This is a genomic window from Bacteroides acidifaciens (assembly GCF_903181435.1).
Classification (GTDB): Bacteria; Bacteroidota; Bacteroidia; order Bacteroidales; family Bacteroidaceae; genus Bacteroides.
The window spans coordinates 2,804,933-2,822,205 of the sequence record NZ_CAEUHO010000001.1 but is presented as its reverse complement, the minus strand read 5'-3'; the positions used below and the strand labels follow the sequence as shown (position 1 = coordinate 2,822,205).

The 17,273-nt window shown below is 41.4% G+C and carries 9 protein-coding genes; 1 reads left to right on the top strand and 8 read right to left on the bottom strand.

The genetic code is table 11. The features are described 5' to 3' along the window. Positions 1 to 308: 308 nt before the first annotated feature. The 6 genes from CLIN57ABFB40_RS11870 to CLIN57ABFB40_RS20285 form a co-directional block, all read right to left on the bottom strand. A complete protein-coding gene (locus CLIN57ABFB40_RS11870) occupies positions 309 to 2,696 on the bottom strand; it encodes a M60 family metallopeptidase (protein ID WP_175630238.1) in 2,388 nt (795 codons plus the stop codon). A gap of 121 nt (positions 2,697 to 2,817) precedes the next feature. Beyond that, positions 2,818 to 5,529, bottom strand: a complete 2,712-nt coding sequence (locus CLIN57ABFB40_RS11865; protein ID WP_175630237.1) for a M60 family metallopeptidase — start codon at positions 5,527 to 5,529, stop codon at positions 2,818 to 2,820. Between the two features lie 25 nt (positions 5,530 to 5,554). Continuing rightward, positions 5,555 to 6,982 carry a DUF1735 domain-containing protein gene (locus tag CLIN57ABFB40_RS11860; RefSeq protein ID WP_175630236.1) on the bottom strand — a complete coding sequence of 476 codons (1,428 nt, stop codon included), beginning with the start codon at positions 6,980 to 6,982 and terminating at the stop codon, positions 5,555 to 5,557. Positions 6,983 to 7,002: 20 nt separating this feature from the next. After that, positions 7,003 to 8,955: a RagB/SusD family nutrient uptake outer membrane protein gene (locus CLIN57ABFB40_RS11855; RefSeq protein ID WP_175630235.1), complete on the bottom strand. Its 1,953-nt coding sequence runs from the start codon at positions 8,953 to 8,955 to the stop codon at positions 7,003 to 7,005. Between the two features lie 30 nt (positions 8,956 to 8,985). Next, on the bottom strand, positions 8,986 to 12,321 hold the full coding sequence (locus CLIN57ABFB40_RS11850) for a TonB-dependent receptor (RefSeq protein WP_175630234.1): 3,336 nt from the start codon (positions 12,319 to 12,321) through the stop codon (positions 8,986 to 8,988). A 34-nt stretch (positions 12,322 to 12,355) separates the two neighbouring features. Continuing rightward, complete coding sequence (locus CLIN57ABFB40_RS20285; RefSeq protein ID WP_262886955.1) at positions 12,356 to 13,024, bottom strand: FecR family protein; 669 nt, start codon at positions 13,022 to 13,024, stop codon at positions 12,356 to 12,358. 1,293 nt (positions 13,025 to 14,317) lie between these two features. Between CLIN57ABFB40_RS20285 and CLIN57ABFB40_RS11840 the strand changes: the two genes are divergently transcribed. Continuing rightward, complete coding sequence (locus tag CLIN57ABFB40_RS11840) at positions 14,318 to 14,863, top strand: RNA polymerase sigma-70 factor (RefSeq protein ID WP_175630232.1); 546 nt, start codon at positions 14,318 to 14,320, stop codon at positions 14,861 to 14,863. 84 nt (positions 14,864 to 14,947) lie between these two features. Here the strand turns inward: CLIN57ABFB40_RS11840 and CLIN57ABFB40_RS11835 are convergent, their stop codons facing one another. Together CLIN57ABFB40_RS11835 and CLIN57ABFB40_RS11830 are read right to left on the bottom strand one after the other, a co-directional pair. Then, entirely contained in the window at positions 14,948 to 16,795 is a 1,848-nt protein-coding gene (locus tag CLIN57ABFB40_RS11835) for a right-handed parallel beta-helix repeat-containing protein (RefSeq protein ID WP_175630231.1), read from the bottom strand. Between the two features lie 163 nt (positions 16,796 to 16,958). After that, positions 16,959 to 17,198: a hypothetical protein gene (locus CLIN57ABFB40_RS11830; protein WP_175630230.1), complete on the bottom strand. Its 240-nt coding sequence runs from the start codon at positions 17,196 to 17,198 to the stop codon at positions 16,959 to 16,961. Positions 17,199 to 17,273 lie beyond the last annotated feature (75 nt).

Below are 17,273 nucleotides of genomic sequence, written 5' to 3'. Positions count from 1 at the left end.
TATAAATTCATATTTCGGGTAGAAAATGAGTTCTACTTTTCTCATTGGTTTCATCTTGTATTAATGTGTTTGAGTTGTGACGGTGATATTTCTTACATACGAGATAAATACACGTCGTAAAGGGTACTCCCCTATGAGATAACGATTTATTTAGCATTTCTTAATATTAGAGTTTACAGTTATTATTTGAGCGTATTCAAAAATAAGACACGTTACAAGAGCATTTTCCTAAAATATCAATCTTCTTTTTGTATTACTTAACTTTTCGCATGAACGAAGTATATGGCAATCATTTGTGGCCGGAAAACTCATTCTTCCAAAAGAATACGTTTTCCGTCTGCTTGTACAGCATATAGCTTTGCATACGTCAATGATACCGTCAGGGGAACCTCAAACTTGGTGAAAGTGGAGAAATAAAGCAGTTTTCCATCTGCATTATTATTTCTAAGTTCGAAGGCTACCGCTTCATCTCCATTGGTGATTGTCACTTCCCGTCCGTTGATATGTCCTTTTATATCTTTAGTGATAGGTCGTATCGTTTGGAACTGGGTGTAATAACCGACATCCGGTGGGGTAGTGTCCAGTCCTTCATCACCTGCTTTCCGGTCTTCCAGATAGTAGAACGGCTTGGCTTTCTTCGGATATTTGGCCATAGCTTGTTTGGTTTCCTTAATCATATTCTCCGTCACGGTATATTGGTAGCTGCCATATTGGTCTAATTGTGTATCTACCGGTACGAAGAATCCCCACATTTCAAAAAACTCGGTCAGGTCTTCCTGTGCCGCTTCGCTTGCCATCCGGGCAAACAGAAGTTGTTTGACTCCCGGATTATTGGAAGTAGTACGGTTTTCGCGCATGAGTTTGAACAACCTTTGCCAGAAATCAGGTTTATGTCCGCAGCGGTGATAGTAGTTCCATAGTTGCCAGTTCATACGCATATGTAGCTCTGTATTTTCTCCTTGATAATTGCTGCCGAAATTGCACCATGGGCGGTTGAGTACACAGTGGGCTTCCGAAAGGGTCATTTTGGTTATATTTCCGTTAGAGTCGGTAGTACGGTTGTCCGCTGCTTTGGGGAGATTTAATTCTGTGCCGCGAGAGCAATATTTACCAAGTTTATATAGAATGAAGTTTGAAAATAGATTATTGGATGATTCGGTGGAACTTGGCCAGTCGATTGCCTGTTGATGGATATGTCCGATTTCATGTGCGGGTCCCCAAGCATTGTCTTTGGCGCTCATTACATTATCGTATAACAAGATATTTTGGAGATAAGTATATACAAATGCGATGCGGTAATCAGACGCCCACATATAAGCACCTTCGGGCGAAATGGCAAATAAGTGGTTGTTTACCAGTGCGGGCCGTACATCTTCAATACCCATCAATTCCTGTTCCCATCCGATGATGTTGTCCCACAGGCTGATGGCGGATAATATTTCATCTTTTACGAACTCCCGGAGTTTATCCCGGTGGAAATAGAAGATAATCTTATCCCCACGTACTCCGAAATACTTATCTGTGGCTTTAGACAGTAGTTCTGCATATTTACTGTCTGTTTTATGTTCTTTCAAGTCGAAGAATCCGCTGACCGTTCCGCTTCCTGACGGAATATGTATTTTTATAGGTTTCGGATTACTGGTCAGGTCACAGTTGTACATGACAAAAAGTTGCCCGTTGTTACGTATCTTGATTTTGTTGATACCGTGTTCAAGATAATAGACATCTCCCGAGGCGGCAGTCTGCACATATTCCTTTGCTTCCCCAAAGTTCGTTTTTTCTTCTCCTACACATTGTAGTGAGATTTCCCGTCCATAAGTGTCACCAACGAGAACGATAATTTCATCGTCTTTCTTCACTGAGATTCCGGTCAGGTTGTCCAGACTGCTGTAATGTTTGGTCATTAGCTTTTCGGCCCATTCGTTGACATTGCTATAAGCGTTGTATTTGCGGATACGAAATTCTTTCTCCCATTCGTCATACGAATTATTTTTCAATGCTTCGGCTATATGGATGAAATATTTGTTAGGTAACTTGTTGATTTCTTTATCAGTAACGTCAGGCTTCAATTCGCTGCAAGTAATATCTTTAAATACAGTCAGCAATTTGCTTTCTAATGTCTTGTCTGTATTCTTTTGGAAAAAATGCATTTCATCACAACTGACAAAATTGCCAAGTCCGCTTTTTACAACGAATTTTACTCCTGTGGCTTTTATACCTTCCTTGAAAACGATCCTGCTTGGGTCATTTTTCATTTTGAAGTCATAAGTTCCTTGTAGGGTATAATTCTTTCTGGCTGAGTCGGTAGAGGTGTACACTTCTAGTTCACCAAAATTACCGTTACCGGAACGGGTGTAATAGATAAGGTAATTGATTTCTGTATCTCCTTTGAAGAAGTACTCCAAAGTAACCGGAAAAGAGGTGTTGCTCCATGAGCTATGGTAATGGGATTCGGCGGCTCCTGTTGTAAATTTGCCGTCATATGATTTGTCTATGTCAGAACCGGGTTGGCATTCACTGGCTTTTCCACCGACCGGGATAATCTGGATGTCCTCGGGAAGTGTTATCTCTTTTATTTCTTCCTCTTCTTCAAAGCTGGGAGAAGGTGGAGTCAGGGTTTTATCGCTGGAAGAACAGGCGTGAAGTATGCTTCCGCAGAGAAAAAGAATTAATAAGTGCGTAGTTATGTTTTTCATGTCATTCATATGTTAGCGGTTGATAAAAGAAGAGGAAATACAGCAAAAGTCTATCTATTATGATACAACAATATCGTATAAATAGTTTTTGTAGTATTTCCTCTCTTATTTAGTGATTAACTTACTTCTTTTCCATCAGTATGCGTGCTCCGTCTGCTTGTACGGCGTAAATGCCGCAACCTGCTATAGAGACGGTGCGCGGAACAAAGAATTCGAAAGAATTGGAGAAGTAAACGATATCACCCATAATCTTTTCCCCGTTGCTGCCGGTTTCTTGTTTTCTGACTTCAAAAGCTACAGCTTGTTCACCGTTGCTGACACTGATTGCTTTTCCCTGTGTGGAAGCTTTTTCTGTGTAAGTCGGGGTCTTGCTTATCTGTACATTATCTTTGAATGTAGTATAGTAACCTACATTACCTACCTCCTTGAAGCGGTAATCACCTTCAGAGAAGAATTCCTGCTTACGGTCTTCGATATATTGGATCGGAGCGGCTTTCGGATAATTCTTGTTCTTGATATACTGCTTGGTTTCTGTGATCATCGATTTGCTAACCGTATATTGGAACGTACCATACTGATTGATAGATTCACTTACAGGTTTGAAGAATCCCCATGTTTCGAAGAATTCCGTCAAGTCTTCCTGTGTAGCATCACATACCGCCTTTACAAATGCCATTTGACGTCTGCCCGGGTCGCTTTCCGGAATATCCTTGTATGTTGTACGCATGATTTCGAATATTCTCGGCCAAATAGTCGGATTCTCTGCAGTTCCCTTACATAATTCGTAATATATCCAAAGTTGCCAGTTCATACGCATATGCACCTCGGTATCTTCGTTTTGGTGTGTAGAACTGCCCATGTTATACCATGCGCGTCCGTCTCCATAAACCGTTTTTGCCATATAGTCCAGACCGCGTCCACGTGATTTGTACTTGCCCAGACGATAGATAACGTAGTTGGAGAACAAGTTGTTGCTTGATTCCGTCGAGCCTGGCCAGTTGATGGCATATTGATGAACGTGTCCCATTTCGTGTGCCGGTCCCCACGCATTATCTTCTGCTGCCATTACGTTGTCATAAAGCAGAATGTTTTTCAGGTAGGTGTAAACGAAAGCTATGCGGTAGTCTGACGCCCACATGTAGCTTCCTTCCGGAGATATGGAAAACATATGGTTATTGTAATATCCGTCCTGACGGTATTTCTCAATACCACTCATTTCCTGTTCCCATCTCAGAATATCATCCCAAAGATGAATTGCGGACAAGATTTCAGTAGGAGCTGCGTCCAGCATTTTGAGACGGTGGAAGTAGAACATCATCCGTTCACCGCGCACACAAAAATATTTGTGGGTTGCTTTGCTCAACAATTCCGCATATTTGGCATCGGTCTTATGCTCTTTCAAGTCGAAGAAACCATTGACAATACCACGTCCCAGTGGAATATGGATCTTGACCGGAGCCGGATTTTGTTTCAACCCTTCTCCTTGCACATTGTACATTATAAAGAGCTGTCCTTGTCCATTCATCTTCAACATATTCACACCTTCTACCAGTGGGTATTTGTCTCCGCTGACTGCTGTTTGTACGTAGTTCTGCGCATTCGGGTCTTGGTGGTCGAAGTCTTGTTTGACTCCACCCTCTTCCCATATACATTGCAGTGAAACTTGTTGTCCTTCAGGTATCGCGCCGACCAAAACCATCAGTTCCTCATCCTTCTTCACATAAATACCCGTCGGGTTGTCCAAATCTGAATATTTCTTAGTCTGTATTCGGTTGGCCCAATAATTATTGTTGCTATATGCTTCATACTCCCGGATACGGAAATTTTTCTCCCATTCATCGTATGTATTGTTTTGGAGTGCTTTAGCTACGCGTTTCAGGGTATTGCTGGGCAATGCTTCGATTGCTTCGTTGGTAACGTCAGGTTTCAACTCAGAACAAGTAAGGTCTGTAAAGACATTCAATATGGGAGCGTTCATGTCGCGGTAGTTAGTCTTTTCATAGAATTCCATTTCCCCGCAACTTACATAACCTCCTAATCCACTTTGAATCGTGAATTTTACCTTATCAGCTATAATACCTTTAGTTAGAATACCGCTAATTCCATTGATTGTACTTTCAGCAAACTTGAAGTCAAAACTTCCGACATCCACATAATTTTGTTCGTTGTCCGCTTTGCCGGCAGGTAGTACACTGACGCTGAATTCCCCGAAGTTTCCGTTTCCATTTCTCGGGTAATAGATAAAGTAGTCAATCTGCTTGTTGGGATCAACGGTGTATGTAATGTGGAATGGAAAGACGGTGTTCCCCGCCCCCCATGGTGAGTGGAAATGATTTCCATCAGATTGTGTCAGGGCAGGGTCCTTTATACCATCGAATGTTTTTTCGATGCTCCAGCCTTCGCCCTGACTTGCATCTGCGATAGCGCTGATGATAGGAACTCTGGTGTCATTCTTGAACTGAACGTCATTAATACCATATTGTGTCAGGGTAATAGTATAGTTGGCATCAACAACTTCTGATGTGACAGTGACTTTGGCGGTACGTTCGTTTGTCAATTTGCTGTCCAGAATAGATAAAATTATTTCATCCTTTTGCTGGAATGCAGTTACCCATTTCTGATTGGAATTTACAGACCACTCACTTACACGCATGTTAGTCTTTACGGGTATTGAGATTGTTGTGCTACGGAAGTCGATTTCTTTGTTCAGTTCGCTTCCGTCAATTTCAAATTGCTTGGCTACAAGTTCTTCTTCGTCGTCTTTGCAGCCGGTGTAAACGGTCATGGTAAAGAGACATAAGAGGAAAGTCAGATAATTGTATATATGTTTCATAAATAGTTATCTTTAATGGTTAATTTTAGTTTGCCCATATTTTAAGTTCGGCTATACCCCAGCAACCGCCTACAGAGCCTGTACCGTCTACTGGTGCATTTCCTGTTTTAACAGCTATTCTTATATATTTAAATGGCTGGGAGGAAATAAATACTTTGGATGAGTATTTTTTGTGTTCTTCATATCGTGCTGGAACACCTGAAACATCACCTAGTTTGAACCATGTATCGGATTCGCTATTTGTTGTAACTTCATCATCGTTGGAGGCCCAGAGTGATATATCTTGTGGATTGGTATTACCGCCTCCTCTAGTTGTATATTCAAACATGACGGAGTGTACCTCTTTGCCTATTCTAACATCTAATGGAGTACCATAAGTTGCGTTTCCGGTAATTGCCCAATACTGAGTCTCAAAATGAGTCTCATTATTATTGTCAATCAAATTGCCATAATCATTACTGATATGCCAACCGTAAACATCGAAGAAACTGGATGTTGTCAATTCAATTCTGTCTGCTTCCGGATCCAGCGGATATTCCAATATTATATAATGCAACTTTTCATTAATAGAAATGGTTTCTATTTCTGTGATAGGTTTAAGTTTCAAAGGAACTAGATAAGTATATCCTTTAGCTAATCCGGCTCGTCTGATTCTTATCGCAGCCGCGGCTTCGTTATTACCAGCTTCGAATACGCCTTCATTGATATTTACGATTGCCGCTTCAGGAATCATCAGATAAGCAGTGCCATTAGCTGTGTTATACGCATTTAATGCCTCATCGCTTCTGTCTACTTCTATTTGAGCGGTGAAATTCCACGTATTCTGTACACCTGATACCATAGCCATTCCTGCTTCAAACGCCCATTCGTCTCCTGTTACAGTGTTCAAATTAACCGTTTGACTTCCTTTCTTGAAATAAATGCTCAACTTGGTGACATTCAGTTTCAATATCAAATCTTTTTTATCTTGGTTGACCTGGTCGTTCGGACTGCTGAGACGGAAAGGAATGATATATATGTAATTGGGATTTTCGTCCTTTGTTTCGGCTATTTCCTCCAAAATTTTGGCAGGAGACAATTTCATCTTTACCTGTTTATAAGCGTCGGCAGAAGTAAGCTCGAGTGGTTCAGACTTGTAAGTATAACAAGCAGATGATAATACCTTGTAATTATTTCCTTGGTACCGTGTGTCTTTGTCAACTTCAGCTTGCGACATGATTTTTACTTGCGCCTGTGCGGTAGCCGCCGGATTACTTCCGGTTTTTACGACAGTCAGTGAATAGTCTACCTGTGATCCGTCGTCAAAGAGCTCTATAGTCTGTTGACCATAGGTTTTCAGATAGAGAATTTTGTCATATTGCTCAGGGATCAAGTCTTCGTAGCTGTCTTCCTTACAGCCTCCGAGTGCAGTGATTGCTCCCAAGAAAAGGAATGAATATATTAATTTCTTCATATTTGTATACTTGTTTAAGATTAATATTCCGGTGCTTGAACCATCTGTGTGTTTTTATACACTTCATTCACGAATACCGGAGCCAGATACATACGATTCTCCCATTTGAAGTCCTGTTGTACGGCAACAGGTTGGTTCAATTCCTCGAAAGAAGGATTTTCCAACTTTTCTATATTGAGTCCTTTGCGTACACCGGCAGCAAATGCTTGCGGAGCGGTCATCCAACGACGGGCATCATAGTAGCGATGACCTTCACCATACAATTCAACAAAGCGCTCGTTGTGTACCCAGTCTACCAAAGACATTCCTGATGCTTCGATTATTTCATGTGTCAATTCTGGAATACCGGCACGGCGGCGGATTGTATTCAGATACTTTAATGCGCTGGTTTCATCCGGGTTGTCTTTGGACGCATAACATTCTGCCAGGTTCAGATAAAGTTCCGCCAGACGGACGAGCGTAGCGGGATAATCTTTCTGGTCAAGGTTTCCGTATTGCGTCCAGTTAGTGTTCGGACGGATAAATTTCTTGCAGAGATAACCGGTTACGCAATAGTTACGTGCACTGTTGCCTGTGACGCTTTTTCCTTGCTTGGCAGGATCCTTTAGATTAATTTCCAATGGTTCGCCGTTGTTTAACTTCACAGCATACTGGTCGCCGTCAAATGCAATCCAAGCATAAAAACGGGGTTCACGGTTGGAGTTAAGACGAATGATGTCACCTTTATAAGGCTCATACCATGTATCTTCTGCCGCATAAGTTCCCTGTTCGGCAGCGATGCGAGGTAACATACCATCTTTCGTATAGAATTTTTCTACGGCATTGAGGTAGGGTGATATGCCACTATATCCATCGTTCCAGTAAGTACCATTGTTCTGTTTGCTGCAATGCAGGGGCAAGCAAGCTAATTTTTGGTTGTAAGTATCCGTTCCTGCCACTCCCCAAATCATTTCCTTGTTGCCGTCAGAGTAACGGGTCGTTACGATGTAACGCATCAGCATGATACGTTTCTTGAAATCGTCTGTAAATGCGTCATTGTCTACCGGGGCTTTCAATTTCTTGAAAGGATCACCCATTTGGTCATTACTAATCAAATTGTCGCAGGATGCAATACCCATTAATGCATTTCCGCCGTCGCCTTCCGCCCATTCCAATGCGTCTTTGCAAGCAGTCAGTGCACGCTCCCATTTATCAGGGTCATAGGTTTTGCTTACTAGTTCGTAGCCATATCCCGGTGTATTATATTTTTCATTTTTCCATTCAGGGAAAGGAAATTGACCGTTCCATAGCGGAGACGCTGCATAGAGTAGTATACGAGCTTTGATAGCTTTGGCTATAGTAGAAGTAGCACGTCCCCATTCGTCGCCCACGCGGGAGGCCGGAAGATCTTCTGCCGCTTTGTCGAGTTTCATGCAAATCCAGCTCACTACATAGTCGAAGTGTGAACGACCGTTATATTCGTTGGACGGTGTGTCCATATCGATATATGAGTCGGTGATTGGAATCGGTCCATAATACTCCAGCAGGCGATAGTGATAATAAGCGATTAGGAAATTGGCTTCTGCGCTCCATTCTTTCTTTAATACATCGGATATGCCTTGTGCGTTCTCCAATTGTGAGAGGAACAAATGGCACTGACCGATATAGCGGTAGAACGTACCCCATTTCCAGGCAGAGGCATTGCCGGGCGTGGCAAGTCCCCATGCAACCTTCTGTCCGTCGTGACTCCATAGTGGAGGCAGGGCGTACTCATCCGTTGATGCTTCTACTCCTGTATATTGCCAGGGGAAGAATTCTTTAATACCGGCATAGCAGGAGTATAAGAAACCTTTAGTCGATTCCGGCGTTTTAGTGGCATCTTTCAGTCCGGCTTGTTCGGGAGGAACAACGTCCAGATAGTCACAAGATGTAAGACAGCAAGCTGCTATCGCAAGCATTCCGCCTATTTTGGTTAATGTATCTTTCAGTCTCATATATGTGAGTATAAAATTTAAAGTTACTGTTTAGAAATTAAGTTGTACGCCGATGTTGAATGTGCGTTGCAACGGGTAAGAATTGTAAGAGAGTTCCGGATCCCAGAGCTTGAACGGGCTGAAAACTGCTAAATTGTCACCGCTGAGGTAGACGCGACCGTATCTGAAACTGTATCCGAGTTCCAATGTTTTGAAACGCAGGAAGTTACCGTTGCGCATCCAATATGAACTTGCTACATTGTTATTAGCTGTTTGCGAACCGACCAATCCCAGACGTGGATAAGTAGCGTTCGGGTTCGGGTTAGCTTCCGTCCAACGTTCGTCAGCAATGAATTGCATCACGTTATAGTCGCTTTCTCCGAATGGTGTGACACCGCTGACCATGATTTTACGTTTGGCGGAACCATTGAAGAATACTCCGAAGTCGAACTTCTTATAGGTAATGTTCATACCCAGACCATATTGGATACGTGGGGTTGTACCATAAGGTGAAAGCATGACCTGGTCGTTATCGTCAATTTTGCCATCACCGTTGATGTCACGGTATTTGATATCACCGGGTTTCACTACACTGCCCAGATTTTGTTCAGGGCTGTTGTCTATTTCTTCCTGACTTTGGAATAAACCTTCTGCAACATAACCGGTGGTACGGCTAAGTGGCTTTCCTGTGGAGGTTTTCCATACGTACGGATAAATAGGCTCATCCAAATCGACATATTTGTTTTCTGTGTAAGTGAAGTTTCCGCGGAAGTCGACAAAGAGGTCTTTGATGATTTCTTTGTGCCAGTTGACACTCAGCTCAAGTCCCCAGTTGTCTACCTTACCTTTATTACTCCACGGTTTTGCGGTAAAGTATGCCAACGATTCCGGCCATGCTTCCCGGTTCAGCAAGATGTTGTAACGGCGTTCTTTGAAGTAGTCGGCAGTAATGGTGAGTTGGCGGAACAGCTCAAGGTCAAGACCTATGTCGAGTTTCTTCACTCGTTCCCAGCTTGCATTCTGCACGGCATATGTAATCATCTGCGGTCCGCTTAGGGTGTAATTCATATCTACACCGGTGGTGAAGCCGATATTGTTGAGATATACTTGGTCGATGTAAAGGAAGTGTTGTGCTCCGGCACCCATACCGGTTTCGTCACTACCAACCAGACCGTAAGAACCTCTGATTTTCAGATTGTCAATCATATCGGTCATGGGTTCGAAGAATTGTTCGTTGCTGATTACCCATCCTAATGAAATGGCAGGGAAGAATTCGAAGCGGCTCTTCTTGGCCAGACGTTCGGTACCATTATAGCCGAAGTTTAATTCAACGAGGTAACGTTGGCCGTAATCATAAGTAAAACGTCCGGAGATACCTTGGTTGCGTTGTGGCAGTACATCACTGCGGTATTCACGCTGCATATACATCAACATACCAGTGACGTGATGTAAATCAAACTGGCGGTCGTAATTCAGACGGGCGTCCATATAAAATGTCTGGTCGGAAGATTTGCCTATTGCGGAAGTAGCCAGATAGTCAGTCCCGTTGGTGTTCAACGCTTCCATCTCGTAATCTGTCGGGGTGGCGGGATTGTAACTGCCGGCCTTCACTCCATAGTAATAAGGATTGATGCTACGGTTGTAACTGGATGATGACCAGTTTTTCCAGTTCACCATAGCCTGGATGCTCAGCCCTTTGGTGACGAAGTCCAGTTTCTGGTTGATTTTCAGAGAAGTATTTAATGTGTTCTCGTTGTTTTCCTTAAATGAACTTAGCATATATGCGTAGGGGTTGGTACGCAAACTTGAACCTGCCCAGCGTGCATTACCGAAACGGATGTGCGTGTCCCCTTCTTGTGCGGGGAATGTGGCGGGGAAGTATACAGGGTTGGTAGACAGCATCATAGCAAACAGAGTGGAAGTACTGTAGTTTGGTCCTTTCTGGTTGCGGATCTGCGCATTCATGTGCAAGTCGATTTTTGTGGTTGGAGTGACTTTGTATGAAATGTTGTTTTGGAAGTTATATCCCCAGTTATTGATATTATTGTCATAGGAATATACCTTCTTGGTATTCAACAGACCGGTGTCGTGATTGGCCTGTAAGCTCATATAATAAGATGCCTTGCTACCACCACCGGAAATATTGACATTGACACGTTGGTTCATGTTCATGTTTTTAAAAATCATGTCTTGCCAGTCTACATCTGGATATACATAAGGATTTATATGGTTGCGTGTGTTGTCGATAGCTTGTTGGGTGTATTTGGGGGTAGCTTGTGGGTTACGTGTAGTTTGTGCTTCATTGTAGAGTTCCATCCATGTAGCTCCGTCTACAAACTTCGGCATATTCATCGGCTTGTTGAAAGAGTTTTCGAGAGTTACGTTGATACGTGTCTTTTCGTTCTCCTTACCTGTCTTGGTGGTAATCAGCATGACACCGTTTGCACCGCGTGCACCATAAATGGCGGTTGCGGAAGCATCTTTCAAGATAGAGAAACTTTCAATGGTTTCAGCAGGAAGGTTATTCAGGTCGGAAGTGGATATTTCTACATCGTCGAGCAGAATCAACGGAGTGGCACGTCCACCGAAAGTACTTACGCCACGGATGTAAAATTCTGAGGCTGCTCCGGGTTCACCGGACTTTGTCATTGCAATAACTCCGGAAAGTTTACCGGCAAAAGAAGAAGTTAATGATGAACTGGGGGCTTTCAAAGTCATACCTTTTACACTGGTGATAGAACCTGTGACGCTGACTTTTTTCTGTGTACCGGCACCTACTACCACTACTTCACTTAACACCTGGTTATCCGATTCCATCTTTACATTGATGACACCGAGATCGCCCACATCGACTGTCTTTTTCTTGTAGCCGATGTAACTGAATTCCAGTTGTACTCTTGAACCACTCACGGAGATTGTGAAATTACCGTCCAAGTCGGTAATGACTCCGTCTTTTTGTCCTTTCACTACAACGGTGGCACCGATGACCGGATCGCCATTTTCGGCGTCTACCACCGTACCCGTAACACTACGCTTTTTTTTAGTTTGCTGTTGGGTACTTTCTTCTTTGTTTACTTTCAGTATGATCTCGTTTCCTTTGATCATGTAGGTAATTCCGCTTCCATTGAATACTACCTTTAATACTTCTTCAATGGAACCTTCACAATTGAAATTTTTGTTGGTTGTGTTTTTCAAGTCTGCAGCATTGTAGAAAAATGTGTAATCACTGTTTTTTTCAATTAGCTGAATAGCTTGTTTAATACTCATTGCCTGCCCTTTTACTGAGATTACTCCTTGCGCTCCTAAAATGTTGAGCGGGTAAAAAAGCAACAGCAATACGATATACTTCAGATATCGTTGCTTGTCAAAAAAATGAATTTTTCTCATGCTTTTGCATTTTAGATTAGACATAAGTTAATTATTAGTTTTTTATAATGATTCTATTTGCATGTTCTTCTTTATTCAGGTTTAGCGTGAAACAAATCTTGTTGACAACATCTTCCAGTGGCTCATCGTAGCGAATACTGCCGGTGAATGCGGACTCATGATTAAGACCTTGGTCTAAAATGACATAGGAGTTATACATTTGGTTGATAATGCTGATTAGTTCTTGCAAGGGAATATCGGTGAAGTTGTATTTCCCGTTTTCCCATTTTATGTTAGCGATTTGTTCTATTCTCGTTTCAGCATTACTGGGGTTGTATATCACCTTCTGCAAAGGTTTCATGACAGTTCTCTGTCCGGTAGCTTCCACATTAAATTCTATCTTACCGTTAAACAAGGTTATTTCATTTTTCTCAGCGTTAGTTTGTTTAACGTGGAAACATGTCCCCCTTACCTCTATGAAAGCTTTATCAATGTATACTTGAAAAGTACTGCCTTCATGTTTGTAGACTTCAAATAGTGAATTACCGTTGAGCCATACTTTTCTATCTTTATTAAATGTTTTTGCGTATCTTATAGCGCTTCCGGGCTCCATCCATACTTTGGTGCTATCCGGCAAAGTGTACATCTGGCTTTGTTGGGCAGTGATTTTAATAAACTCATCTGCAATCTTGTCTCCATTTAATTTTAACCAGAATCCACCTATCGTTAATAAAAGAGCTAATGAAGCTGCGGCAAAATACCACCTAAGTTCTACAGGAACTTGGTTTTTTTCCTTGTATTCACATCTGTTTTTTACTTTTTTCCATATTTGTTCTTTTATCTCCACATTAACAAGGCTGTTGCCAGATTCATCCCATTGTTTTCTAATTTCTATATCTACCGGTTCCAAGTCAGCAAACTCTCTGCGTTGCTTTTTGGTTAATCTGCCCGATAGCAAGCTTTTGATTAAACTTTTCTTTTCAACCTTATCCATCTTATTTTTATCTTGTTGGTTTTAAACTTTATTTTTGCTCTTATACTATTAAATACACAGCACTCCTTTCTAACCCCACATTGACTTTGTAAAAAAGTGAAAGAAAAAATGAAATTATTTTGTAATACGCTGAATATGTGTAATATATAAGATTCATTTTTTTTGAGAAAAAAATATTTTGGAGGAGTTTATTAATAAACGTAATGGAATAAACTAATTTTTGGATATGATTGTCCTCGAATAAATGCAAGAAGTTTGGCATTATCTCCTATTCTCTCTCATATATAAAAATGAAAATCCTCTTTCAACCTATCACCACTCTTCTGAAACGCCCTATTCATCACACTTATAGAGCGGTGATAGGTGGTTAATAACCTATCACCGCATCTATCACCTATCACCGTCCAACATAGTACATATAAACAAGAGCTTATATGCAAATAGTATATCCGTAGGGGGCAACTCCGATTCATGCCTTGAAACAAAGTGTTTCGAGGTTTGAAACTAAAGTTTCCATTACTTGAAACTAAAGTTTCATCGGTAAGAAACTAAAGTTTCTGTTGTTTGAAACCAATTGTTTCAAAGCATGAAACAATTGGTTTCACCATATGAAACGAAGTGTTTCACTATAAGTTGTTTTAAGCACGTCAAATGTTGGAATATGTATGGCATGGTTTGGGAAAAGCTGAAAAGAGCATAATATGCACTTCTCTAAAATGGTGATAGGTGATAGATGTGGTGATAGGTTGAAAGAGGATTTTCATTTTTTGTGTATGAGAGAGAAAAGATGAGAATGAAATATTTTCTCTCAATTAGCCCAAAACAGAATAAAAATGAGTTAATTCTATTCACAAAAGATATAAAAGCAACAGAGTTCCTGTAGGACTTAGTGATAATGAGCCATTTGAGTAATTATCAGTTTTCTTTCCGAAGAGAAATTGACAGCTATATGTGAAATAAAATCCTTAAAAAATGTTGTGTTTAATAATTGTTTCCTTATTTTTGTATTGTAATTAGAAAAAGATGGAAGAGAAAGTTATTCTTGAGAAGGTGAGAGTCGGGGACGCAACTGCGTTTGCATTGTTATATGATCGTTACTGGTTGAAGGTCTATAACTTTGCTCGGCTTTATATAACTTCTTCTTCTGAGGTATCTGAAGTGGTACAAGATGTTTTTGTTAAAGTTTGGGAATCGAGAGAGACGTTTGATGAAACCAAGAACTTTGATGGTTTCCTTTTTATCATTACCCGTAATATCATTTTCAATTATTCGCGTAGATATTTTAATGAGTTGAACTTTAAAATGACAGCTTTGAAAGGGCTTGAGAACTCATACGATATAGAAGCGGAACTGGACGCGGCAGATTTGAAAAACTATATTGATAGACTGATTGCTCAACTTCCGCCACAACGGCAACGTATTTTCAGGATGAGTCGCGAGCAACATCTGTCTAATCAGGAAATAGCAGAACAATGTGCTGTCACGGAGAAGGCGATAGAACGCCAAATTACTTTGGCATTGAAGTTTATTAAAGATAATCTGCCTTTGTTTATTGTATTTATGGGATAGCTTCATTGTAATGGAGAAAAGCGGCGCTTTAGAGGTTGGAAAGCATAGCTTTAAGTAACCTAAAGCGCCACAATAATCTTTTAATTATTTGATTTTCTGAAAGAATGGATTCTTGCTTATTTTTATATCGGACGACTTCATGTTTTCAAATTTTACAGTGCGCCCTAATACATCCCCTTCAATCTTGTTATTTGAAATAATCACAGACTTGCAGGCTTCCAGAGTGATTCCTTCTTTACGGTAATGATATGGCTGATAGGTTGTATCGCGTATCAGAGTGTTGTTGGAGAAAGTCAGTCCGTCTACCGAACGGGCGAAGAGAATCGGATAGTCAAACAAGTGGAAGGTGTTGTTTGTAATCCGGATATTACGGTGGTATGGGTACTTTTGTTCCGGTGTCGGTATTTCCGGATCAATGCTGATTACGGCTTCACAGAATTGGTAAAGTGAAGAGTTGCATGGATAGCGGAAAACATTGTTACGTATCAACACATATTTTACAGCTCCTGATTCATACCAGGCATTGGCATCTCCGGCAATTAAAATAGCGGAACCGCTTGATTCAAATATGTTGTTTTCGACAATGACCTTTCCGGGGGTAGATACAAGCAAACCACGTGCACGGCAGCTTCCGAAACGGCAGTTGCGTATTTCCGCATCTGGAGTACATGTCAGGTTTTCTATTACATATCCGGCTTCTACTCCGGTAGGGAGTGGGGCGGACAGTTCGATGATAAATTCGGATTTGTTGAGCGTTTCGAACTTATTCATCTTTCCGGTGGCTACCGTACGCATTGTCTTGTGTTCAATGAATCCGAGCGTTTCGTCCGGACGTCCCCATTCCATGCCTTCGCTCATATCTTGCATGAACTTGCATTTTATACGGGTGGGCGAGAGGACTTCCATGATACGTGAACAGGTTCCGTGAATGTTGATGGGATCGTCCATCAGTCCTGCCCAACTGCAATTTTCAATCTTGAGCAGCCCGCTGCATCCCATGAAGTGAAAGCCGTCATCATGTCCGCTTAATACACGCCCTTTTGAAGCATTCGGGATAATATGGACATCATCAAAAGATATGTTCTTGCTGTATTGTGACAAGATACCTAATCCGCATGTATGGAATAATTTCAGGTTTTCCATTTTAGTGTTTGTGCTATGGAAAATGAAAATGCCGGCATGGTCGCGGGTGCTATGTCTCAACACGAGGATAGTGCCTGCTACAGGATAGAACTTGTTTGCTTCCCCTTTGGGGTCGGACAAGCGTACACGTCCGCGACCCACTTCCACTGCGTCATAGCCGCGCCATCCCAAATTGTCACCTGTATTGGGCAAAACGAAGTGGGTTTTAGGGGCGAATTGCATAATCGACCACACGCTGCTTTTCCATCCTTCACCAACAAAAGTCAGTCGCTTGTTTTCGATGATGTACGGATATTGGCAGGCGTCGATTTCGATTTCCATGAAGTCGGGTGTCGATTCAACGACAGTGCCTTGTGCGGTTAAAGGGATATCCCAGTCTACGGTGAAGTTTTTCAGTGTAACATTTTGGCAGTGATCCAGAGTGAACGGTTGCATTCGCCCGTGCATGATGAATTCCGAGCCGTTACCGTCAATAGTCAGGTCGTTGACTTCGTCCAACAATATTGCAAGGATCTTGGGATTTACATCGTATGTATTTGTCTCGTGATATTCCTTTTCAATGGCATGTTGTGCCCAGAAATCATATCTCCCTTTGGGAAAGACAAGAATGGAGCCGGGATTCTCTTTACAGATTTTAATAGCTTTTTGTACAAATGGAACCGCATTGATACGGCTGTCGGGTTTTAAACCGAAATCGGTTACTGAGATAATTTTACTTGCTGAAATGCTGACTGTGCAAGACAATAATGCAAACAGTAAAATTGATTTCAATGATAAGAGTGTTTTCATACGTTCTGTAGTTTGTTAGATACTTGTTTCTTACATAAATACTATTAATTAGCCAGTAACCCTACGCTTTCATTGAAAAAAAAAGTTTTTTTAGTATTTACCTTCTTTCGGGCAGATTTTTTATGTGGTGAATGTAGATAGGTCGTAGAATCTATTGTGGACATTACCATAGTTCTATATGAACTAAAGTTTTGGATTTACCATTGCATCTGTGCTGGATATTCTGCCATATTCTCTTTTTTATTCTGGACTTAATCGGTTCATCAGCAAACTGTTTCCATTGTTTTTGCATCTCTTTTTCTACCGATTTTCTCTTTAGCAGATATTGTCTTTCTTCCGGTAACAACTCTTCAGCCAGGAGTCTTTTTATCAATCTTTTTCGTTTATCTATATTTGTTTCCATTTCAATCTTGTTATTCGCTAATTGGTGCTACATATATAAATACACCGCAGCTTGGCTTATCCCTACAATAAATGA